Source organism: Alkalihalobacillus sp. FSL W8-0930 (assembly GCA_037965595.1).
Classification (GTDB): domain Bacteria; phylum Bacillota; class Bacilli; order Bacillales; family Bacillaceae_D; genus Alkalicoccobacillus.
Genome location: CP150183.1, coordinates 274,031 through 299,324 on the forward strand (window position 1 = coordinate 274,031; position 25,294 = coordinate 299,324).

At 40.8% G+C, this 25,294-nt stretch carries 27 protein-coding genes and 5 tRNA genes; 19 read left to right on the top strand and 13 right to left on the bottom strand.

Translation table 11 applies throughout. The features are described 5' to 3' along the window. Window positions 1–88 precede the first annotated feature (88 nt). Both NSQ54_01515 and NSQ54_01520 read right to left on the bottom strand, forming a co-directional pair. The gene (locus NSQ54_01515) at window positions 89–265 is read right to left on the bottom strand and encodes a YjcZ family sporulation protein (protein WYP26822.1); all 177 of its coding nucleotides are present in this window, start codon (window positions 263–265) and stop codon (window positions 89–91) included. Between the two features lie 112 nt (window positions 266–377). After that, window positions 378–560, bottom strand: coding sequence for a hypothetical protein (locus NSQ54_01520; protein WYP26823.1), 183 nt, complete (start codon window positions 558–560; stop codon window positions 378–380). A 155-nt stretch (window positions 561–715) separates the two neighbouring features. Between NSQ54_01520 and NSQ54_01525 the strand changes: the two genes are divergently transcribed. From NSQ54_01525 to NSQ54_01545, 5 genes are all read left to right on the top strand, one after another. Beyond that, window positions 716–790 (top strand) — tRNA-Glu (locus NSQ54_01525). A 195-nt stretch (window positions 791–985) separates the two neighbouring features. After that, a tRNA-Val gene (locus tag NSQ54_01530) sits at window positions 986–1,061 on the top strand. A gap of 20 nt (window positions 1,062–1,081) precedes the next feature. Further along, window positions 1,082–1,166 (top strand) — tRNA-Tyr (locus tag NSQ54_01535). Between the two features lie 8 nt (window positions 1,167–1,174). Beyond that, window positions 1,175–1,249 (top strand) — tRNA-Gln (locus tag NSQ54_01540). A gap of 18 nt (window positions 1,250–1,267) precedes the next feature. Then, window positions 1,268–1,340 (top strand) — tRNA-Lys (locus NSQ54_01545). A gap of 121 nt (window positions 1,341–1,461) precedes the next feature. On the opposite strand, the gene NSQ54_01550 is transcribed toward NSQ54_01545, so the two are convergent. Next, window positions 1,462–1,626 carry an aspartyl-phosphate phosphatase Spo0E family protein gene (locus tag NSQ54_01550; GenBank protein ID WYP26824.1) on the bottom strand — a complete coding sequence of 55 codons (165 nt, stop codon included), beginning with the start codon at window positions 1,624–1,626 and terminating at the stop codon, window positions 1,462–1,464. Window positions 1,627–1,806: 180 nt separating this feature from the next. Between NSQ54_01550 and sigW the strand changes: the two genes are divergently transcribed. The 5 genes from sigW to glmM all read left to right on the top strand — a co-directional run bounded on the left by sigW (window position 1,807) and on the right by glmM (window position 6,728). After that, window positions 1,807–2,370 (top strand): RNA polymerase sigma factor SigW, encoded by a 564-nt coding sequence (sigW, locus tag NSQ54_01555; GenBank protein WYP26825.1) that lies wholly within the window; start codon window positions 1,807–1,809, stop codon window positions 2,368–2,370. Between the two features lie 18 nt (window positions 2,371–2,388). Further along, window positions 2,389–3,021 (top strand): anti-sigma factor, encoded by a 633-nt coding sequence (locus tag NSQ54_01560; protein WYP26826.1) that lies wholly within the window; start codon window positions 2,389–2,391, stop codon window positions 3,019–3,021. A 261-nt stretch (window positions 3,022–3,282) separates the two neighbouring features. After that, window positions 3,283–4,119, top strand: a complete 837-nt coding sequence (gene cdaA, locus NSQ54_01565; protein ID WYP28475.1) for a diadenylate cyclase CdaA — start codon at window positions 3,283–3,285, stop codon at window positions 4,117–4,119. Next, on the top strand, window positions 4,112–5,353 hold the full coding sequence (locus tag NSQ54_01570; protein ID WYP26827.1) for a CdaR family protein: 1,242 nt from the start codon (window positions 4,112–4,114) through the stop codon (window positions 5,351–5,353). Before cdaA ends, NSQ54_01570 begins: the two co-directional genes overlap by 8 nt. Before the next feature lie 22 nt (window positions 5,354–5,375). Continuing rightward, complete coding sequence (gene glmM / locus NSQ54_01575; GenBank protein WYP26828.1) at window positions 5,376–6,728, top strand: phosphoglucosamine mutase; 1,353 nt, start codon at window positions 5,376–5,378, stop codon at window positions 6,726–6,728. Window positions 6,729–7,466: 738 nt separating this feature from the next. On the opposite strand, the gene NSQ54_01580 is transcribed toward glmM, so the two are convergent. Continuing rightward, window positions 7,467–7,853, bottom strand: a complete 387-nt coding sequence (locus tag NSQ54_01580) for a MerR family transcriptional regulator (protein WYP26829.1) — start codon at window positions 7,851–7,853, stop codon at window positions 7,467–7,469. 150 nt (window positions 7,854–8,003) lie between these two features. Between NSQ54_01580 and NSQ54_01585 the strand changes: the two genes are divergently transcribed. Continuing rightward, on the top strand, window positions 8,004–9,044 hold the full coding sequence (locus NSQ54_01585; GenBank protein ID WYP26830.1) for an NAD(P)-dependent alcohol dehydrogenase: 1,041 nt from the start codon (window positions 8,004–8,006) through the stop codon (window positions 9,042–9,044). A 47-nt stretch (window positions 9,045–9,091) separates the two neighbouring features. Here NSQ54_01585 and NSQ54_01590 read toward each other — a convergent pair whose 3' ends face one another. Further along, complete coding sequence (locus tag NSQ54_01590) at window positions 9,092–9,655, bottom strand: sugar O-acetyltransferase (GenBank protein WYP26831.1); 564 nt, start codon at window positions 9,653–9,655, stop codon at window positions 9,092–9,094. Window positions 9,656–10,163: 508 nt separating this feature from the next. Between NSQ54_01590 and glmS the strand changes: the two genes are divergently transcribed. Next, window positions 10,164–11,966 (top strand): glutamine--fructose-6-phosphate transaminase (isomerizing), encoded by a 1,803-nt coding sequence (gene glmS / locus NSQ54_01595; protein WYP26832.1) that lies wholly within the window; start codon window positions 10,164–10,166, stop codon window positions 11,964–11,966. Window positions 11,967–12,242: 276 nt separating this feature from the next. Here glmS and NSQ54_01600 read toward each other — a convergent pair whose 3' ends face one another. Beyond that, on the bottom strand, window positions 12,243–12,992 hold the full coding sequence (locus tag NSQ54_01600) for an SDR family oxidoreductase (GenBank protein WYP26833.1): 750 nt from the start codon (window positions 12,990–12,992) through the stop codon (window positions 12,243–12,245). A gap of 391 nt (window positions 12,993–13,383) precedes the next feature. Between NSQ54_01600 and NSQ54_01605 the strand changes: the two genes are divergently transcribed. Beyond that, window positions 13,384–14,265: an oxidoreductase gene (locus NSQ54_01605; GenBank protein ID WYP26834.1), complete on the top strand. Its 882-nt coding sequence runs from the start codon at window positions 13,384–13,386 to the stop codon at window positions 14,263–14,265. A 63-nt stretch (window positions 14,266–14,328) separates the two neighbouring features. Here NSQ54_01605 and NSQ54_01610 read toward each other — a convergent pair whose 3' ends face one another. Next, complete coding sequence (locus NSQ54_01610; GenBank protein WYP26835.1) at window positions 14,329–14,772, bottom strand: DUF4871 domain-containing protein; 444 nt, start codon at window positions 14,770–14,772, stop codon at window positions 14,329–14,331. 141 nt (window positions 14,773–14,913) lie between these two features. Here NSQ54_01610 and NSQ54_01615 point away from each other — a divergent pair, with 141 nt between their 5' ends. The 3 genes from NSQ54_01615 (at window position 14,914) to NSQ54_01625 (ending at window position 16,355) form a co-directional block, all read left to right on the top strand. Then, window positions 14,914–15,384: a Gfo/Idh/MocA family oxidoreductase gene (locus tag NSQ54_01615; GenBank protein WYP26836.1), complete on the top strand. Its 471-nt coding sequence runs from the start codon at window positions 14,914–14,916 to the stop codon at window positions 15,382–15,384. 27 nt (window positions 15,385–15,411) lie between these two features. Next, entirely contained in the window at window positions 15,412–15,936 is a 525-nt protein-coding gene (locus NSQ54_01620) for a Gfo/Idh/MocA family oxidoreductase (GenBank protein ID WYP26837.1), read from the top strand. Between the two features lie 71 nt (window positions 15,937–16,007). Then, the gene (locus tag NSQ54_01625; GenBank protein WYP26838.1) at window positions 16,008–16,355 is read left to right on the top strand and encodes a DUF3888 domain-containing protein; all 348 of its coding nucleotides are present in this window, start codon (window positions 16,008–16,010) and stop codon (window positions 16,353–16,355) included. Window positions 16,356–16,417: 62 nt separating this feature from the next. Here NSQ54_01625 and NSQ54_01630 read toward each other — a convergent pair whose 3' ends face one another. Beyond that, window positions 16,418–16,702, bottom strand: coding sequence for a hypothetical protein (locus NSQ54_01630; GenBank protein ID WYP26839.1), 285 nt, complete (start codon window positions 16,700–16,702; stop codon window positions 16,418–16,420). 24 nt (window positions 16,703–16,726) lie between these two features. Further along, window positions 16,727–17,077: a DUF3139 domain-containing protein gene (locus NSQ54_01635; GenBank protein ID WYP26840.1), complete on the bottom strand. Its 351-nt coding sequence runs from the start codon at window positions 17,075–17,077 to the stop codon at window positions 16,727–16,729. A 185-nt stretch (window positions 17,078–17,262) separates the two neighbouring features. On the opposite strand from NSQ54_01635, the gene NSQ54_01640 reads away from it, so the two are divergent. Next, entirely contained in the window at window positions 17,263–18,618 is a 1,356-nt protein-coding gene (locus NSQ54_01640; protein WYP26841.1) for a VWA domain-containing protein, read from the top strand. Window positions 18,619–18,723: 105 nt separating this feature from the next. Here NSQ54_01640 and NSQ54_01645 read toward each other — a convergent pair whose 3' ends face one another. Together NSQ54_01645 and NSQ54_01650 are read right to left on the bottom strand one after the other, a co-directional pair. Next, window positions 18,724–19,359: a type 1 glutamine amidotransferase family protein gene (locus NSQ54_01645; protein ID WYP26842.1), complete on the bottom strand. Its 636-nt coding sequence runs from the start codon at window positions 19,357–19,359 to the stop codon at window positions 18,724–18,726. Between the two features lie 74 nt (window positions 19,360–19,433). Continuing rightward, a complete protein-coding gene (locus NSQ54_01650) occupies window positions 19,434–20,393 on the bottom strand; it encodes a YafY family protein (protein WYP26843.1) in 960 nt (319 codons plus the stop codon). Window positions 20,394–20,615: 222 nt separating this feature from the next. On the opposite strand from NSQ54_01650, the gene NSQ54_01655 reads away from it, so the two are divergent. Both NSQ54_01655 and NSQ54_01660 read left to right on the top strand, forming a co-directional pair. After that, window positions 20,616–22,001: a phospholipase D family protein gene (locus NSQ54_01655; protein WYP26844.1), complete on the top strand. Its 1,386-nt coding sequence runs from the start codon at window positions 20,616–20,618 to the stop codon at window positions 21,999–22,001. A gap of 270 nt (window positions 22,002–22,271) precedes the next feature. Then, complete coding sequence (locus NSQ54_01660) at window positions 22,272–23,249, top strand: pectate lyase (GenBank protein ID WYP28476.1); 978 nt, start codon at window positions 22,272–22,274, stop codon at window positions 23,247–23,249. Window positions 23,250–23,544: 295 nt separating this feature from the next. Here NSQ54_01660 and NSQ54_01665 read toward each other — a convergent pair whose 3' ends face one another. Next, window positions 23,545–24,657 (bottom strand): heparan-alpha-glucosaminide N-acetyltransferase domain-containing protein, encoded by a 1,113-nt coding sequence (locus NSQ54_01665; GenBank protein ID WYP26845.1) that lies wholly within the window; start codon window positions 24,655–24,657, stop codon window positions 23,545–23,547. Beyond that, window positions 24,647–25,243 (bottom strand): TetR/AcrR family transcriptional regulator, encoded by a 597-nt coding sequence (locus tag NSQ54_01670; protein WYP26846.1) that lies wholly within the window; start codon window positions 25,241–25,243, stop codon window positions 24,647–24,649. The genes NSQ54_01665 and NSQ54_01670 overlap by 11 nt, the downstream gene beginning before the upstream one ends. Between the last annotated feature and the right edge of the window lie 51 nt (window positions 25,244–25,294).

Genomic DNA, 25,294 nt, shown 5'->3' on the forward strand with positions numbered 1-25,294 from the left:
CCTTGAAAGGAGACAGCTCTTTGGTTAAATGTCATAGTGAAGATCGTCAATACTTACAAGTGAAGGATTGACGGATCAGCTTCATTACTTATTTGCAGTAAGAAGCACCAATGATTACAAGAAGAATGAATAGAACAACGATTAAAGCAAAACCGTTACCACAACCGCCGCTGTATCCTCCAACTGGTCCTTGTTGACCGTATCCGTAGCCACCGCCACAACCGTAGTCAGCGCCACCGTAGTTACCACCACCGAAGAAGCCCATGCGTACACCGCCTTTCAAAGGGAATACTTTACTCTATGCATTCATGTAAGTTTGGCGACTGAAGTGGGCTGTTTTTTTGTTCTTCGGGCTAAATGACTAGGGGCGGATTGTGTTACTTACCTGAGCGTAGCTGGCTTTTCTTAAGTCCTGTTACGGCTCCGACAAGCGTAATGTCGATTCCGTAATCAAGCATACACTCAGCCACTTCTAGTTTGGTCTCTTGACGCGCGGAGTAACGAACTTTTTCAAGGATAGTGAGTAGCTCTAGGTGTGATAAGTCAGGTTCCTTTTTCATCGAAATCATCCTCTTCGGTTTTCTTTTATTATACCGAATGTATGTTCGTAAAGGTAGTGAAAAAAACTTTTTTTAAAAAAGTTTTCAAAAACACTTGTCTTATATTTGTGGATTGGGTATAATAGCTTTTGTCAGTGATTGAGACACACACTTCTGGCCCGTTGGTCAAGCGGTTAAGACACCGCCCTTTCACGGCGGTATCACGGGTTCGATTCCCGTACGGGTCACCATTTATATTTTCTTGAATAACCAGCGCTGTACATAGAGAAGCTAAGAGGAATTCAAAGCTTATCTGCAGTCAATAACGAAGAGAAGCAAGGAGTTTGAGGACACAAGTTTTCGAAAGAAGGAGCGTACCTTAGTACGTGACTGATTGAGAATAACGCAGTGGACGAAGAAATCCACCGCTTATCTGAAGTTATAATGGAGGATTAGCTCAGCTGGGAGAGCATCTGCCTTACAAGCAGAGGGTCGGCGGTTCGAGCCCGTCATCCTCCACCATATTATTTTTTTCTTTAGCTGGAGGGGTAGCGAAGTGGCTAAACGCGGCGGACTGTAAATCCGCTCCCTACGGGTTCGGCAGTTCGAATCTGCCCCCCTCCACCATTTTTTGTTGGGCTATAGCCAAGCGGTAAGGCAACGGATTTTGATTCCGTCATTCCCTGGTTCGATCCCAGGTAGCCCAGCCATTTCTTTAAACAAGACATGAGCCATTAGCTCAGTTGGTAGAGCATCTGACTTTTAATCAGAGGGTCGAAGGTTCGAATCCTTCATGGCTCACTTTTTTAATTAAAATTTAATTACCTGGATATATACAAGAAGCTGAATCTTCAATTTGGAGTAAGGCTTCTTTTTTTTGTGTAAAATAAAAAAAGCATCTCATGTTAGAGATGGCAAAGGATTAATAACTTGTCATGGCTTTGTATTCGTTTAAAAGGTGATCTAATTCTTGGCTTCTATGGATCATATCTGGTGAACTGAGATCAACTGTTAGGGCCATTTTGTTTAAATCATGGCGGACTCTCTCGATTTTGTGCAAGAGTATGTTTGTTTTCTTTGAAGACATAACTTGTCACCCCTTTTCTGGGAAAATAGTCCGATTTTAACATCGATACATAATTACTACCCTAATTTTGTTCTTTAAAACCACTTTTTTCTGTTAAAATAAAAAAAGTGTAATAAAAAACGAAACCTTTTTTAAGCCGGTACGTAAACGGTACAGATTGAAGCGGTCAGGGGTATTGCTATGGACACATTAGTTAAGAAATTAATCATTGAAGTGAAAAAAGGGGATACAGAATCCTTTAGTGAACTTGTTGAGTTATTTAAAGACAAGGTCTACCAAGTCGCTTATCGTATGGTTGGCCATCCGCAGGAAGCTCAGGATGTGGCCCAGGAGGCTTTTTTACGTGCCTATACGAACCTTGATAAGTTTGATATGGATCGCAAATTCTCTACATGGTTATTCCGAATCGCAACAAACGTTGCGATTGATCGGCTTCGGAAAAAGAAGCCTGACTTTTATCTGGAAGATAAGGTAAAGGGAACAGAAGGATTAACCTATGAATCACAGCTTGCTGCTGATCAGGAGCTTCCTGAGGATCAAGTTGTGAATTTAGAGATGCAGGAATGGATTCAGTCCGAGATTAATCAGTTACCCCTTAAGTACCGATCTGCTGTCATTTTAAAATATATGGAGGATTTATCACTGAAAGAAATAAGTGAAATCCTTGATATGCCGATTTCCACTGTGAAGACAAGGATACACCGTGGGCGAGAGGCACTTCGAAAACGAATGAGGAAGATATAAGGAAGGAGGCATGTTCCTATGTCATGCGAGTCACATGTGCAAGGCTTAATTCATAAATATTTAGATGGAGATGCAACCGAAGTAGAGAAGAAAGAACTCTATCTACATGTTGAAACCTGTGAAGAATGTGATTTGCATCTTCGAGAGCTTAAAAAAGTCATTGCCTTTACCCAAAGTGCATCTCATATCGAAGCTCCTGCTAACTTTACAGATCAAGTGATGGCGAAGCTGCCACCTAAAAAGCAAACTGTAAAATGGAAAAGCAAGATAAAGAAACATCCCATTCTTATAGCAGCTGCGATCTTTTTCTTATTAATGTCAGGCTCCTTTTTGACATCTTGGTCAGGCAATTCTGAGAAGGTTACTGTTTCTGGATCGGGAAATATCCAAATTGATAAAGAATCTGGCGTTGTGACGATACCTGAAGGAGAAACCATTGAAGGGGATCTTGTTGTCCGAAATGGTCAGCTTGTTGTAGAAGGAAATGTAGAAGGAGATGTTCTCCTTGTAAATAGCAAGCCGTATTATGCATCAACCGGTGAAGTGGCTGGTGAGATTGAAGAAGTGAACCAGGCGCTTGAGTGGGTTTGGTATAATATGAAGAACATGTTTAATGAAACGGTTTCGATTTTTGATAATGATCGTGAATGAAAGTAGATCTTCGCCTGAATGGTGAAGGTCTTTTCTTTGAGGTTTCCATCTAGTTCCACACAGTTTTCCATACATTCAGCGACAAGATCTATCTCAATTCTTATGCTTATATGGTATAATGAGGCAGCTAATGTCGTAAGGTAAGGGTATAGCCCAATGAATGTTAGCCATTGGATGAATAATTAAGGTAGACAGGCTGCTATTCCTGTCTCGTTTGTATGAGTTTAGAATGATTTGTTTGGAGGAAAAGCAATGCAGGCTATGCTTCCGTTTGATTTGCCGTTTGAGAATGTTGGTTGGCTAAGTTATTTTGGTCAAATTATTGATATATTGCTTGTGACATACGTGATCTACAAGCTAATTATGATTATACGAGGAACCCGAGCTGTACAGCTTGTTAAAGGAATTACGGTTATCTTAATTGTATGGTTTATCAGTGGTTTCTTTGGACTTAGGACACTTGAATTTATTATGTCGCAAACACTCACGTATGGGTTACTTGCTATTATCATTATCTTTCAGCCAGAGCTGAGAAGAGGTCTTGAGCAGTTAGGACGAGGGCGCTTTTTTGCGAGTCGAACCACTCCTAAAAATGAACCTGTACAAAAATCAATTGATGCCATAATTAAATCATGTACATACATGGGTAAACGAAGAATTGGAGCGCTTATTTCAATTGAACGAGAAACAGGATTAAGTGATTACGCAGAAACGGGTATCCCAATGAATGCGGATCTAACGTCTGAACTTCTCATTAATATCTTTATCCCAAATACGCCCTTGCATGATGGAGCGGTCATTCTTAAAAATGAGACTATTCTTGCGTCAGGCTGTTACTTGCCTTTATCTGAAAATCCATTCATTTCAAAAGAATTGGGTACTAGACACCGTGCGGCACTTGGGGTGAGTGAGGTTACAGATTGTATTACGATCATTGTATCTGAAGAAACAGGAAATATCTCTGTTACGAAAAACGCAGAATTACACCGTGATTTAACGGAGGAAGAACTGCGTGAAATTCTAGAAAAATCAATGCTCTCTGAAGATAAAGCGTCAGCTCCATCACGCTTTAAGTGGGGAGGAAAGAAAAATGGATAGGCTCTTTAATAGCCATTGGTTTGTACGGATCATTGCGTTCTTTGTAGCGCTGATGCTATTTGCCATGGTCAACCAGGATAACCTTGGTAATCAACCAAGTGTTTTGCCGACCATTAGCAATAGCTCCTATACACTTGAAGAAGTAGAGCTGAACGTAAACTATAATGAAGAAGAGTATGCTTTAACCGATGCCCCGGAGACCGTGCAAGTAAAGTTGAGTGGGTCGAGAAGTGCATTGGCTTATTTTCAAATGATGAGACCAACGTATGAGGTTTTTGTTGATGCGACAGAGCTTGAAGAAGGCTCTCATCGTGCCCGGATTGAATATCGTGGATTCCCAAGTGAGCTGTCGGTAGCGGTCACACCAACAACAGCTAATATCGAGCTTCAAGAAATTCAAACCTCGTCCTTTCCTGTTCAGGTAGACCTATTGAATACAGATAGTGTGGAGGAAGGCTATACGGTTGGAACACCAATTGTTACGCCAATTAACGTAGATGTTACGAATGCTAGAGAATTTCTTTCGTATGCAGCAACAGCAAAGGTTTTTGTCGATATGGACAATGCTGAGGGCACGATAGAAGATGAATATCCTGTTCACATTTATAATTCGGATGGGATTGAGCTTGAAATGGATTCAAACCCTAACTTTGTAACGGTGCGCGTTCCAGTGACAAGTCCAAATAAACTGGTCCCTGTTAATATCAAACGAATAGGTAAACTGAAGGCTGGGTTAAGCATTGAACAAATTGAGCTTGAACCAGGTGATGTGACGGTTTATGGACCTGCCGATTATATTGAAAGTCTGGAGTCTCTCGGCGGAGTAGAATTAGATTTAAGCAAAATTGAGGAATCCACAACAATTGAGTTGGACGTGCCTGTTCCTGATGGAGCTGAACGAGTGGAGCCGAAACAGATATCCGTCAATGTGACAGTTGGAGAAGAAGAGGAACGTGAACTCTCCGGTGTCCCGCTGAACATAATGGGAAGATCTGATGAAATGTCGGCCAGGCTCGCCGCAGATCAACCGGCATACATAAATGTAACGGCGTATGGAACAGAGGAGCAATTGAATCGTATGAGCACCTCAGATTTTCAGGCATATGTTGATATTAGTGAAGAAACTGCTGGAGAAAAAGAACTACCGATTGAATTTAATGGACCACAAAATATTCGATTTGAACCGGATGAATCTAAAAATGCAAAATTAACGATTACCGATCAGTCTGAGTAGTAGAGTTGAAGGAGCGATGACAATGGGAGTATATTTTGGAACGGACGGTGTCAGGGGTGTAGCTAACACAGAGCTCACACCTGAACTTGCCTTTAAGCTTGGAAGAGTAGGGGGTTACGTGTTAACCCAGCACAGTGAAGGGCAGCCCCGTGTTTTAATTGGAAGAGACACGCGTATCTCCGGCGAAATGCTTGAAAGTGCACTAGTAGCAGGACTTTTATCAATAGGTGCAGAGGTCATGCGTCTTGGTGTTATTTCAACACCAGGTGTGGCTTACCTAACAAAAAATATCAGTGCGGACGCAGGCGTCATGATTTCAGCCTCACATAATCCTGTGCCAGACAACGGAATTAAATTCTTCGGACCAGATGGCTTTAAGTTAAAGGACGCACAGGAAGCTGAAATTGAAGCGCTATTAGACGCTGAAGAAGATACACTTCCACGTCCAACAGGTGGAGCGCTTGGTCAAACAAATGATTACTTTGAAGGCGGCCACAAGTACATCCAGTTCTTAAAGCAAACGGTAGAGGATGACTTCTCAGGCATCCATGTTGCGCTTGACTGTGCAAACGGAGCAGCCTCTGCACTTGCAAGACATGTTTTCGCTGATCTTGACGCTGACATCTCTGCAATGGGCAGTACGCCAAATGGTGTAAACATTAATGAAGGCTGTGGGTCGACTCATCCAGAAGGACTCGCAGAATTCTTATTAGAAAAAGAAGCCGATATCGGATTGGCTTTTGATGGCGATGCTGACCGTCTAATTGCCGTTGATGAAAAAGGGCAAATTGTTGATGGCGATAAAATCATGTACATTTGCGCGAAGTACTTTAAAGAACATGGCCGACTGAACAACAGCACAGTAGTAACAACGGTTATGAGTAACCTTGGTTTCTACAAAGCACTTGAAGAAGCCGGTATTGATACAAAACAAACAGGCGTTGGCGATCGCTACGTAATGGAAGAAATGCGCAAAGGTAGCTTTAACCTGGGCGGCGAGCAATCTGGTCACATCATTTTCCTTGATTACATCACCACAGGGGACGGAATCCTGTCTGCCCTACAACTTGTGAACATCATGAAAATGACAGGCAAAACGCTTTCAGAACTAGCAGAACCAATGCAAGTCTTCCCGCAGCAGCTTGTGAACATCCGAGTAACGGATAAACACGCAGTCGAAGAAAACGCACTAGTAAAAGAAGCGATCGAAAAAGTAGAAGCAGAAATGAACGGAAACGGCCGCGTCCTCGTGCGCCCATCAGGCACAGAACCACTAGTACGTGTCATGGTAGAAGCTGAAACCGAAGAAAAATGCACGAAATTCGTAGAAGACATCGCAGAAGTGGTACGCGCTGAGATGGGACTACAAGAATAGAGACCGGCTTGTGCCGTCCTCTCGCCGTTTGGGTGAGGGGGCGGTTTTTTTGTGTTGGTGCGCTGGAGTGAGGGTGAGGGGAATGCGCGAGTGGGGATGAAAGTGCGCGGGAACGAGGGTGGAGTGCGCGAGTGAGGATGAAGATGCGCGGGAATGAGGGTGAGGTGCGCGAGTGGGGATGAAAGTGCGCGGGAATGAGGGTGAGGTGCGCGGGAGTGAGGGGAAATGCGCTGGAATAAGGAAGAGGTGCGCTAATTTTAGCTTTAGTAACTCAGCAGAAGGCCCACAATTTTAAGCATTCGCAGGATTTTTGAGCAGAGAGCCCTCGTTTCTGAGCATTCGCAGGATTTTTGAGCAGAGAGCCCTCGATTTTGAGCATTTGCAGGATTTTTGAGCAGAAAGCCCTCGTTTCTGAGCATTTGCAGGATTTTTGAGCAGAGAGCCCTCGTTTCTGAGCATTTGCAGGATTTTTGAGCAGAGAGCCCTCGTTTCTGAGCATTTGCAGGATTTATGAGCAGAGAGCCCTCGATTTTGAGCATTCTCAGGATTTATGAGCAGAGAGCCCACAATTCTGAGCATTCGCAGGATTTCTGAGCGGAGAGCCCTCAATTTTAAGCATTCGCAGGATTTATGAGCAGAGAACCCTCGATTTTGAGCATTTGCGGAAGTTTTGAGCAGAGAGCCCACAATTCTGAGCATTCGCAGGATTTTTGAGCATTTGCTGAGCAAACCTTACCCTCAGCTCTTATGAATCTCTTCCGTCCCAGCCTCAACCGCGGTCATATAATATTGGCATTTATGATCAATGATCTCCATCGTCTTTTTTAGTTCTTCCATTTGTGCCTCTACTTTTGCTTTTCTTTCTAGAAACATCTCATATCTCTGGGTTAAAGAGGAGTCTCCTTCTTGGCACCATTGAATAAAGCCTTTAATTTCTTTAAGTGGCATACCAGTGAGCTTCAGGCATTGGATGATTTTTAGTGCTTCAATGTCTGAGTCTTTAAATAGGCGCTGGCCGCTTGGAGACCTTTCGACAAAAGGCATGAGTCCTTCCTTATCATAGTAACGAAGGGTATGAACCGTTAAATCTAATGTTTCAGCCACTTCCCCAATTGAGTACGTCATAAAAAATCTCCTTTTCCTTATCGGTTTTTCAACCATCTTATCATGATCAGAGGGTTTAAGCTTGACCTAGAGTTAACTTTAGGGATTAATCTTACACTCATAAGGGAAAAGAACCCTTAGAATCTGAATTCATATGGAGGTCATACATTTATGGTAAAAGCAAAAGCACGTGCAGTGGACGGTCCAGATAAAGGATTCCGAGAAGCGGAGATTACAAGACGTGATCTTGATCAACAGGATGTTCTAATTGAGATTAAGTTCGCTGGGATTTGCCACTCCGATATTCACACAGCTCATGGAGAGTGGGGCGAGGTGAACTATCCTTTAGTTCCTGGTCATGAGATTGCTGGAATCGTAACAGAAGTTGGCCCAAATGTAACTAAGTTTAAAGTGGGCGACCGTGTCGGTGTTGGGTGTATGGTTGATTCATGTGGAGAATGTGAAAACTGCCAAAAAGGCGATGAACAGTATTGTAATAAAGGAAATGTCCCTACATACGCTGGGGTTGATAAATATGGTGAGCCGACTCAAGGTGGGTACTCCACTCACATCGTGGTCACAGAAGGATTTGTTGTTCGCATCCCTGACAATATTGAACTGGATGCAGCAGCTCCGTTACTATGTGCAGGAATTACGACGTTCTCCCCGTTAAACCGTTGGAATGCCGGTCCAGGAAAGAAAGTAGCAGTTGTTGGTATGGGTGGACTTGGTCATATGGCTGTGAAGATTGCGCATGCGATGGGAGCAGAGGTTACAGTTCTATCTCAAACGTTAAACAAGCAAGAAGATGGAATGAAATTTGGTGCAAAGGATTATTATGCAACGAAGGATCCGGAAACCTTTGAGAAGCTTGCAGGTACATTTGATCTCATCATTAACACGGTCAGCGCAAAGATTGACGCCGGCGCGTACATTGGTCTTCTTGCCTTAGATGGCACGATGGTAAACGTAGGTGCACCACCTGAACCGTTATCTGTTCATGTGATGTCGTTAATTGGTCGTCGTCGTTCATTTGCAGGATCAATGATTGGTGGCATTCAAGAAACACAGGAGATGCTAGACTTTTGCGCGGAGCACAACATTGCTCCAAACATCGAAGTCATCTCTGCAGATGAAATCGATCATGCGTATGATCGTGTGTTGAACTCTGATGTGAAATACCGTTTTGTAATTGATACGAGCACAATGTAATTAATGGGTGATGGGTGTCCCGACCGTGATGGAAGGGACACCTTTTTTTATTCCTCAATGGATCTAATGACTTTGGCAGGTACTCCTGCAACAATTACGTTATCAGGAACATCTTTAGTAACAACGGCTCCGGCTGAAATGATGGAATTTTCACCAATCGTTACACCTGGCATGATGGTAGCTGCAATGCCAATCCAAGCATTGTTCTTTATGTTGATTGGCTTAGATAGAGTGGATCTTCTTTCAGATGGAGAGATTGGATGATTCGTCGTCACAAGATTTACTTTCGGAGCAATTAATACATGATCACCGATTGTTATCCCTCCTCTATCCATGAATGTACATCCAGAATTAATAAAAACATGACTACCTACAGTTATGTTTTGTCCGAAGTCGGTGTAAAAGGGAGGAAGCAGTTCAAAGGTGGGGTTAATTTCCTGAGTAGTTAACTCAAAGAATTGTTTTCTTACGTCTTCAATTGCATGGTAGCCAGTATTCAGTTTAGCCACCAGCTCTTGCGCTCGCTCAATTGCTTGAGCCATTTTAGGGAATTCAGGATCTTGGATGGATATAGTCTCGCCGGCACGATCGCGATCAAAGATGTCATTCATTTATTCTCACTCCTATAAAAAAGTTTATATTTTTTAACGATAGCACTTAGAGGTAACTCTAGGTAAAGGCTCAATCAGAAACTTCACTACCAATTACCACAAAATTAGACAATTCCCCGAATTGCTCACCACCCGTGACTTTACCGCATAGACTACACGGTAAACCCCACTCTCCGCTTTATTTTCTTGATTGACGATAGGTTGTCAATCAAGTATGATTATTTTGGATTAAATGAGAGGAGGATTGTGTAGAGTTAGTAAGCAACATAAAGCGCCTGAACTGCCCCGCGTACGGATTTTGGGACAGTTGACGAGGAGAGGGTTTATCGATTTTTTCGGCGGATGCCCTCCGGTTGATGCATGACAACCGTCAAGCTTCTGGAAAAAGCATCAGGGTGACCTGGTGGACAAAGCTAGAAGTACCATGCCCATAAAAACTAAAACTGATAAGAGTGGGGGCAAGTATGCCCTCAGGTTGCTTGCCCCCGACTATGGGAGGTAACCATTTATGTGTGGAATTGTAGGTTATGTAGGAACGGAAGATGCAAAGGAAATCTTGCTTCAAGGACTTGAAAAGCTTGAGTACCGTGGCTATGACTCAGCCGGTATCGCTCTAACAAACGAAGAGGGCGTACACGTATTCAAGGAAAAAGGCCGTATTGCGACTCTTCGTGATGCTGTGGACTCAGAAACCAGTGCAACTGTTGGGATCGGACACACACGTTGGGCAACACACGGTGTACCAAGTCAATTGAACGCACACCCGCATCAGAGCTCAAGTGCCCGTTTCACTCTCGTACACAACGGTGTGATCGAGAACTACAAAGAACTTAAAGCAAACTACCTAAGTAACAAAGAACTAGTAAGTGATACGGATACAGAAGTCATTGTTCAAGTGATTGAGCACTTTGTAGAACAAGGTCACAGCACAGAACAAGCCTTCCGTGAGACGTTATCCCTTCTTAAAGGTTCATACGCTCTTGCTTTAATTGATAAAGAAGACAAAGAAACGGTATTTGTCGCTAAAAATAAAAGCCCACTTCTGATCGGAGTTGGCGAAGATGCGAATGTTATCGCGTCTGATGCAATGGCGATGCTTGCTGTAACAGATCAGTTTGTTGAGATCATGGATCAGGAGATTGTCATTGTTAAACGTGACTCGATCACAATCGAAACACTTGCTGGTGTGAAAGTTGAGCGCGAGCCTTACACAGCTGAGCTTGATATGAGTGACATCGAAAAGGGAACATACCCTCACTTTATGCTGAAGGAAATTGATGAGCAGCCGTTTGTTATGCGTAACATCATCCAAAAGTATCAAAATGAAGACGGTGGCCTACGTATCGATGCTGACATTCGTGAAGCCGTAAAAGCAAGCGACCGCATCTATATCATTGCAGCTGGAACAAGCTATCACGCAGGTCTTGTTGGAAAGCAGCTTGTTGAAAAGCTTGCAAACCGTCCAGTTGAAGTGCATATCGCAAGTGAATTCTTGTACAATATGCCGTTATTATCAGAGAACCCACTCTTTATCTTCATCTCTCAAAGTGGTGAAACTGCCGACTCAAGAGGTGTATTAGTCGAAGTGAAAAAACAAGGCCACAAAGCCTTAACGATCACAAACGTACCAGGATCTACGCTTTCTCGTGAAGCTGACTTCACGCTTCATACGTATGCTGGACCTGAAATTGCTGTTGCTTCTACAAAAGCATACACAGCTCAAATTGCTGTTTTTGCCATCCTTGCCGTTGACGTAGCACGTTCTGCTGGTATCGAGTTAGACTTCGATCCATTACAAGAGCTAGGTATCGTTGCAAACGCAATGGAAGTACTAACAGCACAGAAGGAAGAGATGGAGAAAGTCGCTCGTGACTTCCTATCCGTTACACGTAACGCCTTCTTTATCGGTCGCGCAGCTGACTACCACGTAGTCGTTGAAGGCGCTTTGAAACTAAAAGAAATCTCTTACATCCAAGCAGAAGGCTTTGCTGGAGGAGAATTAAAGCACGGAACGATTGCCCTAATTGAAGAAGGCACACCGGTCTTTGCATTAGCAACACAGCAGCACGTAAACCTAAGCATTCGCGGAAACGCCCAAGAAGTAGAAGCGCGTGGCGCCCACGTATGTACAATCAGCATGGAAGGCATGAACGAAGCAGACGACCAAATCGTCCTACCTCGTGTTCACGAACACCTAACTGCACTAGCAGCAGTTATTCCATTGCAACTGATCTCTTACTACGCAGCACTTCACAGAGAGTGTGACGTGGATAAACCACGTAACCTTGCGAAGAGTGTTACGGTTGAGTAGGTTGATTTTAGATATAACAAGGGTTTATTGACAATTATCAAAGCTGTCTATAATTTTTAAAGTTATTTAAATAGAAAGTTTGACATCTGTTCACTTATATTAAAAGTAAGTGAACAGATGTTTTTTTATTATGTCAGAAAAAGTTGTGGGAATATTAGGAGGATTTGTACATCTTTTTTTAAAGGTCTTATATGATTTTGTAAGCTTCACACTCTTTATTAGAAGTGAATCCTTAATAGTTTGTTTCACCTTTATTTTTGAAATACTAGGCTAGAATTATAAGGACATACCTGCATCAACGACTAATTCTGTTCCAGTTACGCGTTTTGCTTCGTCTGATGCTAAATAAAGTGCGCCATTTGCAAGGTCTTCCGGTTCTACAACTTCACCTAATGGAATCGATTCAATATACTTTTTAGCTAACTCAGGATCATCAAAAATAGCCTGTACCATTGGTGTTCTAGTTGTTCCAGGAATTAATGCATTTACGCGGATTTTATCCTTAGCTAGGATACCAGAAAATGTGTAAGACATCGTGCGTACTGCACCTTTTGAGCTCGCATATCCTGGATAATCTGTCGGTGTTAATGTACTGTTAGATCCGACATTTACAATGCTTCCCTGTTTATTTTCTTTCATATAGGATACTGCATGCTTAATCATATAAAAAGTGCCGTATGCATTTACCTTAAAAATCTTATCAAATTCTTCTGAATTAAACTGCTCAGCTGGATCGCTTGGCCCTGCATAGCCTGCATTATTTATTAAAATATCTAATTTACCGAATTTATGTACTGCGAAATCATTGATGCTTTTAGCAATATCTTCACTTGAAATATCCCCGACAATATATTCAGCTATCCCGTTAGCTTGTTCAATTTCTTCCTTAACTTTTGCTACACCTTTGTCATTAATATCCGCAAGGACTACTTTAGCACCTTCTTTTGCAAAGCGCTTTGCAATTGCTGCTCCAATCCCGGATCCACTTCCTGTTACAATCGCGACCTTGTTCTTTAATCTAGTCATTGAAAACTCCTCCTTATTAATCATGAAAAGGCAAGTAGTTTATGCCTATTCCATTATAGAATGAAACTAAAGTATACCGGTAACTATATGTATGAAAAGAAGAAAACACTCAATCAGCAAGTGTAAATGAACCATTCATAACTCCATCATTATCTTTTATCGGGCGTAACATAAAATCAGTTAATGGTTTTTCATGCTAAGCTGTCTTAATTTAATGTCTATTAACTTATTTCATTCTGGCTAATAAACTACAATTATTTTCTCTCCATTATTTAAACTAAGTTCTTTCAAACCTATAAACTTTAAGTAAATGAAGATTCTTGTTAGATTTATATAAAGTATAGTAGTAAACTTACTTCAACATCCTCATAACAGGAACAGGAGCCAACACATGAACACTAAAATAGTCATCATTACTGGCGCAAACAGCGGTCTTGGCCTAGAAACAGCCAAGCACTTCGCAGGCCAAGGAAACCAGGTCATTCTAGCAGTAAGGAATACGGAAAAAGGTAAGAAAGCTAAAGAAGAAATCCTAAACGTATATCCAGAAGCAACGATTCAAGTGCATTCACTCGATCTTTCAAAGCTCCAAAGTGTACGAGAGTTTGCTGAAACAATCTCAAGCCAAGTAGAGGTCATTGACTTACTCATCAATAATGCTGGCGTGATGATGCCGCCGTATTCATTAACGGAGGACGGGTTTGAATTGCAGTTTGCCAGCAATCATCTAGGTCACTTTGCTTTGACGGGTTTACTACTTCCGTTACTTGAAAAAGGGGAAGCTTCTCGGGTTGTTACGTTGACATCAATTGCTCACCGGAATGGAGCTATTCAATTTGAGAACTTGCATGGAATGAGTGGGTATAAGAGCTTTGTCTTCTATGGACAGAGTAAACTAGCAAATATTTTGTTTGCCAAAGAGTTAGATAATCGCTTAAAGACATATCACTATAAAACCATTAGTGTAGCTGCGCATCCGGGGATATCGTCTACAAACCTGTTCACCTTAGGCAAGAAGAAAACACCTTGGTACGTTAAACCGTTTCTAAAATTGGTTAGTCAGCCCGCTGAGAAGGGGGCGCTACCTACCATTATGGCAGCGACAGATAAATCTCTTCTAGGTGGAGAATTGATCGGTCCAGATGGGGCAGGAGGTAGGAAAGGGAATCCTACGATCGAAGAGCCGAAGAAAGGGATCTATGACGATTCTAGAATGGAAAAGTTATGGGACATCTCGGAGGAGCTTACGGAAGTAAAATATCCATTTGAATAAGAACAAGACCACTGGACTCTAAAAAGTCAGTGGTCTTTCTTTTAATATGGATGAGCGTATAAACTACTCTTGGACTACATCAACAGTTAACTGATCAAAAAACTCTCCATCTATATAAACGTTCAACTCCCAAAGTCCTGAGGAGGGGAACAATACAGTTGAGCGAGCGTGCCCATTGATTTCTTCACTTCGTGGTTCTAAGCTATCATCATTAAAGGTAATTGGAGAGATAAATTTCTCATCGCCTTCTTGTCTTGCCTGTACTTCCCAATCTTTATATGCGATGTCTGTATCTCCCCAAAAATGCCACATCCATTTTTGACCGTCTTCAGTAATGTCCTTCATACCAATGATGCCAATACTTCCTTCTTTTCCAAACATCTCTCCAAGTTCATGTTTAAAGAACGGGCTGTTGTCGCTCCACTCTTCCATAACAGAATCATTCGAACAGGCTAATAAGAGTAGTGAAAGAATGAAGATTGTTATAAAAGAGACTGTCTTCTTCATAAACCCTCCTTTTTAATATGAGTTGTTAGGCATTCATTTTTATTATATATTTCTTTAAAAAGGAACAGATTCCTTTTATTTGTTAAAATTATAATGAATATAGCTTTTGATTGAGATACATTTCCATAGGAGTGAGGAAAGATGAGAGTTGGCATTATCGGCGGTGGTTTTGGATTGAATGTTCAAGCTCCTATTATTAATCTACATCCATATATGGAGTTAATCGCGGTAAGTACAATGAACAGACATTACATTCCAAAAAATCTACTAGAGATGAAAAGTAAACCGAGGCATTATAGGAACTGGGTTGAGATGTTAAATGATGAAACACTAGATCTCTTGTTTGTAAGTTCTCTACCTATCTATCACTTTGAGATGGTAAAAGAAGCTATAAAAAGAGGGATCGAAGTCGTTTGCGAAAAACCTTTCACAATGAATAGGCATGAATCAAAAGAGCTTTTAAGTCTCTCGGAAAGATTCAAATCAAAAGTGATGATTGATTTTGAATGGCGCTACCTCCCGATACGACAAAAAATGAAGAAATTGATCCGAGATGATTTGGTTGGTGATCTATTGCATGTTGAGTATCACATCTCTAGCTCACAATATTAAAAGCTTCATTCTACTAAAAGAGGTTGGATGGGAGACAAACAAAAGTTTGGAGGCATGTTAGGTGCTTTAGGGACACATATGATTGATTGTTTAAGGTGGCTTGCTCAAGATGAAGTCTCAAGTCTTAATGGGTTAACGCATACCCATGTTCCTGAAACATTAGGTGAAATAAGGGACGCTGATGATGCTTTTTTTATTCATGGAAAGCTGAATAGTGGTACAACCTTCTCTCTACAGCTTATTACTGGTATCCATCATGGTGTAGGATCGTCTTTAAAGATATTTGGAAGAAAAGGTACACTTCATTTAGTTAATGATCAGCAACTTTACTTAGGAAAAGCAAATCAGGAACTAAAAGAAGTACCACTTGAACAACTAGAATCTGTACCGACAAGCCTTTCTGATGAAGCAAAGGCATATTACTCAGCATTTCATCCGTTCTTACATAAGGTCTATCAATACATTCAAGATGATAATCTTGATGACGATTTGCCCACAATAGAAGATGGGCATAAGAATCAACTAATATTAGATGAGATTCTAGGTACCTAAAGAGATCTAGTCATCCCACTTCTCCCATACGCATATAAGATACTACACATAAGCCAAAGGGGAGATCGACTATGCTACAACATTACCGCGCTACATTAAACGAAGCAGATACTAATCTTTCTGATTCATTAAGATACGCCTTAATCTGTAGTATCAGAACGCCAGTTGATCAAGCTGTGATTGAGTTATACAAAGACGATATTCACGTACCTGGTACACTGCAATGGGCAGCTTATGATACGAAGATCCTTAAAATCAAACAAGTATACGGGGTTGGTGGTCTGTACGAGGTTACGCTTCGAGTTTACCCATACTACAATGCGCATAACAGCTATGGGGTAGACGAGGTTGTTGTGAACACGAATCAAGAGTTAATTCGTTACAGACATGTGCATACATATCCACTTCCAAAGAGGTAAATGTTTTTAGAGGACGTAAAAGGAACTCAATCTAATAAGATCGAGTCCCGCCTTTAACACGTCTACACAAAATTAGCCCCAAAGTAAAAGAAGAAAGCAATGATTGCCAATGTGATAAGCGTAATGATGAGCGCGAGCACAGGCAGAATGTTGCTTTCTTTTTTTGAGATGAAACTAAGGATCAAAAAGATGATGATCGCCACCAAACACACTGGCACAAATAAGTAATAAAGGGTGCCAGCAAATGTATTTAAGTATGGGGCGATTAAATCTAATAAGAGAATGTTGGAAATGAGTAGAATGCTTAAGATCAGGACAGTGTAGGATCTCCAGGTTATCCTTTTCAATCTACATCCTCCGTTCAATTAGTGTTATTCGTTATCCTCGGTGTGGTTGCCTTCGCCGTCTGTTCCTCCGATTTGCTGTACACCGATGTTGTCGTTATAGATGTATTGATATTCCTGGTCTTCATCTGCGAACGTGACAAAGGCTTGGTACGCGTCTTCTTCGTCATATTTATCGCCGCTCCAGTCGTAATCTGTGCGAATCGATTCAATCTCTTCATCAGCATAATTCTGTTCTTCGGTTAGGTATTCATAGACCCTTTCTTCTGTGATCGCTAGCTGGTCCTGGCTTCCGTTAAAAAAGTTGAACACAAGAATTCCCACACATGTTAGGGAAATGATTGCGACGATTGTGATGAACATACCTCTTTTTTTCATATGGATTCTCCTTAATCATTGTTATTCTACACGTACCGAGACTATACCCTGGTATTGATGTTCGTAAAACGTGAAAAGCTAGCGAACATGTATCGTTAAAGGTAGAGCTGTTCATAAATGACTAGTTTTCCACTTGTAATCGTTTTATGATAGAGAATAGCAGAAGATAGTGAAAGGTGATATGAATGAAAAAACGAATAACGTGCCTTCTCCTAGCCACGATGGTTGGGTTAGCGGCCTGTAGTGATGAGGAAGAGCCATCCAATACAGACATACAAGATCAGACAGCCAGTGAGGACGAGGAAACAGAAGAAGTGCATGAGTCACCAGAGGATGTAGAGGTGGACCAGGAACCTGAAATTGAAGTGCAGGAGGATGTAGAGCAGGTCGAATCGGATTCTGTAGAAGAGCTAATGAAACAGGAGCCAGGGGTTTATCACGGAGAAGCCTTTGATGAGGAAGCGGTACTCGAAGAAGTGAGAGGTTTTCCTGAAGGCCTTACCACTCAAGAAGCCTTTGATCGGATGCTCCAGCTACTGGCAGAAGATTTTAGAGAAGAACAGGCTTTATTTGAAAGCTTTGAAGAAGGAATGGAGACGCCAAAAGAAGAGCAGGATGAACTTGAAGAAGAAACATATCAGGGACTCAACATCCAGATTCTCATGGATGCAAGTGAAAGCATGGTAGCTGAGATCGATGGAAAGCCGAAGATGGACATTGCGAAAGAAGCGGTACAAGCGTTTGCGGCCGATCTACCGGCTGAAGCAAATGTGGCCATTCATGTTTATGGACACAAAGGAAGTAATCAAACAGAGGGCAAAGAGGAATCTTGTTCTCAAACAGAGACACTGTACCCATTAAATGAATACGAAGAAGAAGGTGTCCAAGCGGCATTGGATTCGTTTCAGGCAGCAGGGTATGCGCCAATTGCTTTAGCCATTGAAGAAGCTGGAGCGCTGTTTCCTGAAGGTGGAGAGAACATCTTATACATTGTAAGTGGTGGGGAAGACACGTGCGAAGGAGATCCGGTTGAGACAACGAAGGCCCTCCAGGATTCTGGTGTATCACCGGTTGTTCATACCATTGGTTTTGACGTGAATGATGAAGAACGTCAAGCACTTGAAACGATTGCTGATGCAGGAGAAGGTGAATACTTCAGCGTAGACAACGCAGAAATGTTGGACGAGTTGTTTAGTCAAGAATCAGAGAATCTGGAGCTAGCGTGGCTTCAATGGAGAAATGAAAACATTTTAAAAGGCTATGAAGCAAGAACCGAACAAATTCTTTCATTATATGAGGTTCAAAATGATGCAATTCAACGAGGATACGAGGAACGAAATCGAATCGTCTCAATCCTATACACAGTAAAACCCGACGTTGACTTTGATATCCATGAAGTGAGGGACCTCGCACACGAACGAAGAGAGAAGCTCTCAGACTATATCGAAACAAAGAGCGCAGAGCTTCAGGAAAAAGTGAAAGAAGGAGCTGATGAAAGACAAGAAGAAATCAGAAGGAACGCTTTGGACGATGAAAAATAAATAGAAAAAAAGGACTTCTAGCAATAGAAGTTCTTTTTGATGCATGCAGTTTACAATATTTTAGGTCACTAAAAAATAGTTAGAGTTTTTAGCGGTTTATTGGTGTTAGTTATTTTTCAATGAGTGTATTAATTCAAGATAGTATTGAGGTTGATGAGTTTTATATAGGTTGTACCATGCATGTAAAGTGTCTGGTGTCACAACCTCAAGTTTATTAAGTACTTCCCTAGCAAATTCAAGAGGTGCTATCCCAGAAGCAGTAATTAAATTTGCATCTGAGACGACAGATTCAAACTTATATTGGCCTTCTCCTTTATAGTTGGGACAGACCATTTTTGTATATTCTAAGTTGTTACTTGTATGATCTCTGGTATCTAAATTTCCCATATTCGCGAGCCCTTCAATCGCACCACAAATGGCAGCGACAATTGTACCACTCTCTAATGCTTGAGCAGTTCTTTTTAATATAGGTTGATGTATTTCATCGCTCCAAGTCGTTCCGCCTGGTAAAATTAAAAGATCATTACTTCCAAGAGTGCATTCATCAAGGGAAATATCTGGACTTATGCTAATTCCCCCCATTGTAGTAATTATTTCATTAGTCGTTCCTACTGTGATTATCTTAAGAGGTTCCAATCCTTTTTTAAAATATCTACCTGTGTTTAATTCAGCGATTAAATATCCATATTCCCAGTCTGACATTGTATCAAATACATAGAGAAAAGCTTTTTTCGTTTGCATCCATTCACACTCCAATCACATTTGATATACACAGTATAAGAAAACATCCCTGACAGTCACCGTCAGGGATGTTTTTATTTTTCATGAAACGTTATTAAGTCGGATAGAATATCAACAAGTCTTTTTTTAAGGCTGGCTGGCTCAATAACTTTAATTGACTTGTTAAATGGTAAAAGTATATAGGGGACATAGGTAAGTATCACATCTTCTTCTAATAGAAAAACGGCTTCATTAGAAGTTTGTTCTTTTAAATAATTACCTAAAAACCAATGTTGGCAAAGGTCAGCCAAAACTAATTCATCCCCACTAACAACCAAAGAAACAACATCTTTATCTGCATAAGTAGGAAGAAGACCTTTAATAAAATGATCATGCGCGGAGAAATGATCTGGCTGATTGAATGTATCCTCGGTTAAAAACAGACTTTCCATTCGATCTACTCTAAAACTACGGATATCTTGCCTTAGGTGACAAAAGCCAATCACGTACCACTTCTTATTCCAATAGATTATTCTGTATGGATCGACAAACCTGTCGTCTAATCGCTTATCGTCTCTTTTATGGTATAGAATCTTTACTGAATAGCTGGTAGCTATAGCCTCCTCCAACTTTTTTAAAAAAGACTCAATAGAAGATGGGCGTAAATGATTTATCACTTCAAGAGTGGCTAAGTGCTGGTTTGTTTTTGTTTCCTGTTCTGAATTTGAATAGTTACTTAGTTTGGAGAGCGCGTTATTTAGCGCTTCGCCGCCATAATATCCTGCTTCTTCTGCAAAAACAGCAGCGTGGAAAAGAGAAGTTTGCTCCTCGGAATTAAAAAATAGTGGGGCTTCAATAAAATTATTTAATAAGGTGTATCCACCATTGTGTCCAGGTTCTGAAATGATAGGCACACCGCTCGTTGTAAGGGTATCAATATATCGGTAGACTGTCCGTATATTTATTTCTAGCTTATCCGATATTTGTTTTGCCGTTATTTTTTTATCTGAACGAAGCATCCATAGAATAGCTAACAAATTGTCTGTTTTAGGCATATAGAACCCACCTTAATATGAAAGAATTTAAGTAGTCCATTTCAACATACTACACCTCTACTCTAAATACATTTATTTTCCAATATATTTGTAAAAAAACGTAACAAGAATAAATCCTTGGCTTAAACAAAAGATAGAAACACCTATACCTTTAATGGAATGTCAAAACGGTTACTTCGCGCACATAAGGTGGGTATTCATCATGAAACGGATGTGTCTAATTTGATTAAAAATATCTTGCTGACAATTATAGCTTTGTATGCTCTCTACGTTTTGTTTGGTGCGTACATTCTCTTTTTCCTCCCAATTTCTTATCACAAAAACACTGATAAGACACCCTTCAATCTATCCGAGGAAGTTCAAAATAAAGATCATGTGCTTCTTTTAGAAGATGGATTTGAGTCGGGGCAGGTTAGGATGCAAGCGATACGAGAAGCTCAGTCAAGTATAGACTTTATATCCTACTCGGTTCAAAAAGGAGAAACGTCACATCTCTTTATGGCGGAATTATTTGAGGCTGCTGATCGAGGGGTACACGTTCGGGTAGTATTAGATGGTTTATTCCATAATCTTCGTGGTGACTTGGGCGATGTGAGAGAAGCGATTGCCGCTCATCCAAATATGGAGCTTCGTTATTATGAGCCTTTCCAATTCTTTAAGCCGTGGTCTTGGCATAATCGGTTACATGATAAGCTGCTTATAATCGATGAAACGTATGGAATTATTGGTGGGAGAAACATCGGTGATAAGTATCTCGCGCAAAATCGCCCAAAGGATTACGTCTTTGACCGGGATGTCCTCGTCTATAACAAGGTTGAACAAGCAAACAGCTCGGTGAATGGGATGAAGGCCTATGCAAATGAGCTTTGGGACCATCCATTTACAAAACAAGAGAAGCATAGAATAAGCAAGAATCTATCTAAAGGTGAAGCCTTCAAGAAGCGATTAAAAGATAAAATGCAGAAAGCCCAGAAGGAAAACGATGCGTTTGTTCGACCGCTTGCAGATGATTGGACGAATCAAGCCGTGCAGGCAGATCACATTTCGTTTGTATCGAATCCCTTAACAAGACTTAACAAATATCCGTATCTATGGGAAACATTTACGGAATTAGCTATGAATGCTGATTCTAAGGTGTATATGCAGACACCTTATGCCATCCCTACAAAACAAATGATTGAAAGGGTTGGGATGCAGCCACATGTTCATCATGAGATGATAACCAACTCCATTCAACAGACGCCGAATCCTATGGCCTTCTCTGGTTATTTACGTACGAGAGACGAGATTCTAAACAGTGGCGTTTTTATCTTTGAATATAGAGGTAATTACTCTATTCATGCAAAGTCATTTGTTATTGATGATAATCTGAGCATGGTTGGTTCATTTAATTTGGATGCCAGGTCAAGTTATCTAAACACAGAATCAGCTGTCTTAATACAAGGTTCTAAATTTGCTAAAGAACTTGAGAAACAGATGGATCAAAAAAAGGAAAGCAGTGCTGTTCATTCCTTGAAAAATTCTCACACAGAGAGAAAAACAACGTTTAAAACGATCGCTATTAAGGTTTTATCTAAGATCTCTTTTTTGTGGAGAAATTTTTTATAATAAATGGTTATTAAGGCATCATTAATCAACAGTAGACATTCATTTAACATCGTATCAGGAATTAACGGTGGTTAGGATTTTCCCAATGTTTTGCTTTGTATACCATGGTACGCTTAGGATATCTACTACACAGGGGTGATGCCTATATCCTTTGCATAATGACTCGTTGGGTGCGCTTTGGAGCTGTTAGATTGTTGTTTCCATTCATTTAACCAAAACGATGCGAAAGTAGGGATGAGTTTGAAATCAATCTTCTCCGTATTCATTGCCATGGTGCTCATGTTAAGTGTATTTACTGTTCCAGTCGAGGCAGGAAATGAAAGCGCTAACATTAACAATGCTAATTTTGCTATGCAAGGTTTTGCCACACTGAATGGTGGCACAACTGGTGGTGCCGGTGGTACGACTGTAACCGTGACAACAGGAGATCAATTACTTGCCGCGTTAAAAAACAAACCAAGCAATACCCCTTTAACGATTTATGTAAATGGTACAATTACCCCCTCAAATACATCAGCTAGTAAAATCGACATAAAAGACATAAATGATGTTTCAATTCTCGGTGTAGGAACACGAGGAGAGTTTAATGGGATTGGTATAAAAGTGTGGCGTGCGAACAATATCATTATCCGTAACCTGAAGATTCACCATGTGAATACCGGGGATAAAGATGCTATTAGTATTGAAGGACCTTCTAAAAACATTTGGGTAGACCACAATGAACTCTATAACAGCTTAGACGTGCACAAGGATTATTACGATGGTCTGTTTGATGTGAAAAAAGACGCTGACTACATTACATTCTCGTGGAACTATGTGCATGATAGCTGGAAAAGTATGCTGATGGGCTCATCAGACACTGATTCATATAACCGTAAAATCACTTTCCATAATAACTACTTTGAAAATTTGAACTCTCGCGTCCCTTCAGTACGCTTTGGTGAGGCTCATATTTTTAGCAACTACTACAGCAACATTGTTGAAACGGGTATCAATTCTCGAATGGGTGCTAAGATACGAATTGAAGAGAATGCATTTGAGAACACACGTAACCCGATTACTAGCCGTGATAGTAAACAGATTGGTTATTGGCATTTAATCAATAACACATTTAGCCAATCAACTGGTGATATCCCAACGTCTTCGACAACAACATACAACCCACCATATTCGTATCAGGCGACTCCTGTAAGTCAGGTGAAAAATGTTGTACGTCAAAATGCAGGTGTTGGAGTCGTATCACCATGATTCTTAGAGGGCGGGACATAACATTAATGTTGCGAGTCAAACACGACTATAGCAAATAAGGCGCTACAGGAGAATCCCTCGCACCTGCGGGAACGGCCTCAGCCCCTTTCGCGGGAAAAGCGCCGCTACAGTGTCTTCACCACGTTCTGTTCCGTAGGGAGTCTCGGGTTCTCCCTCCGCTTGTTCAAATAAAATCACGAAAGGCGAATGATTCTGCAATCGAATCATTCGCCTTTTCAATTTGATTTTTAGTTATGTCTCAGCCTCTTTTCTATTATGAAGCTGTTTGATCCAATCATGACCATCTTCTCATTAACATTTCGATTGGTCCTCTACTATATTTTCTTCTCCAAAAAGCTGAGAAAATGATACTTACGATGAAAAAACCACAAGCATAAAGAAAGATAGGCAAAAGTGGTTGGGCCACGTATCCATTATACAGAACGACTTTATCAAAGAGCAGTAGAATGACGATTCCAATAACGACGTGACTTACATAATGGGTTAATGTTAATTGGCCTGTGTAGATAAGAGAACGAATGAGAGGGTTATTTGACCATTTGGTAACGATGTAGATAGATAACATAATCACCAGTAGCGCAGACGCTGAATTAGAGAGCAGATAAAAGATATTTGGTGGGAACGGTCCTGTTTCAAAGATGAAAAGCGCACTTTCCATATCCAAAATGGATTTTGAAAAAAGGTGAATGAAGATTCTAGATAGAAGCTCTGTTGTGGTGAGCAAGGTTAAACTCATAAGGAGTATGATTTTTCTTGTTCTGGCATCTGATAAATTCAAACGCCCTATTAGCATACCGATCAGTAAAAAGCCAAACCATGGAAAAATAGGGTGGTATCCATTAAAAAATAAGTTTCTAAGAAATCCTGTCACAGTCCAGAAATCAAGATACTCTAAAAAGGGCTGAGTTGGATTCCATCCATGCATATAGTTAAAGAAGACTTGGCAGAACTGAGCGACAAGGGCAATAGTCGCAAGGAGTACTATAATAAATTTTGGTGAGGTTAGGATTATAAAAGCTGCAAAACACATAAAAAAACCATAATAGTGTAAGATGTCTCCTGACCAACCAATGCTGTATAACAGCATACCGAGTACAAATAAGAAAAGGGATCGCTTTAGTAATGAGGTTCTGGCATTCTGAATGACTGATTGCTCTGCTGTGACACGTGCTTTCCTGGTCATCAATGTAATCCCGATACCAGCCAACGTAACAAACGTAGCCGCGGCTCTTCCTTCAAATAAGTTGGTGAACCAGACCAATGCAGGCGCACCGTTGCCCTGTGCTCCAGTAGACACCATGAAATTCATGACCAGCATTCCAAACATTGCTAGTGCACGAGCAAAGTCTAACCCTTCTATACGATGATGATTTAGACTATTGTTCATATGTTTCTATGCCTCTTAGCGTATTATCTACAGCTTCACGCCACACCTGTTCAAATTCTAATGTTGTGTCGGATAAGATGTAATTTGTAATGTTATCAAAGACAAGTGCAAGCAATTGTGACTTAATTAAAATGTTTTCATTCTTGATTGCTTTCACTTTAACAGCATGCTTAAACAGATTATAGAAGGCATTAAAGAAATCCTGTTGAATGTCTCTGATTTTCTCAGAGTAGTAAGAGTCACGAGAGGCTAACAAGATGTATTGGTTAAATAATTGATTAAACTGCAGATTTTGCTCTTGAAGAGAAATCGCTTTTTCACCGATGCTATACAACATGGTACGCAGGTTCGTATCATTCATTTCGTTTAGGTCTGCATAAGTGATTGACTGTATTTCTTTAGCTATGATGTCGAAGAGGGCTTTAATCAGTTCATCTTTTGATTTGAAATAGTAATAAACAGCTGGTTTCGTTATGCCTACTTCTGCTGCGATGTGAGCCATGCTTGTGTGATCAAACCCTTTTTCCGAGAACATAGAAAAGGCCGTTTCAATAATTTGTTTGTACGTTTGTTCCTTGTTGCGCATATGATCTCCTCCTTTATTTACTTACCGGTAAGTAAATAATATGATGAATTT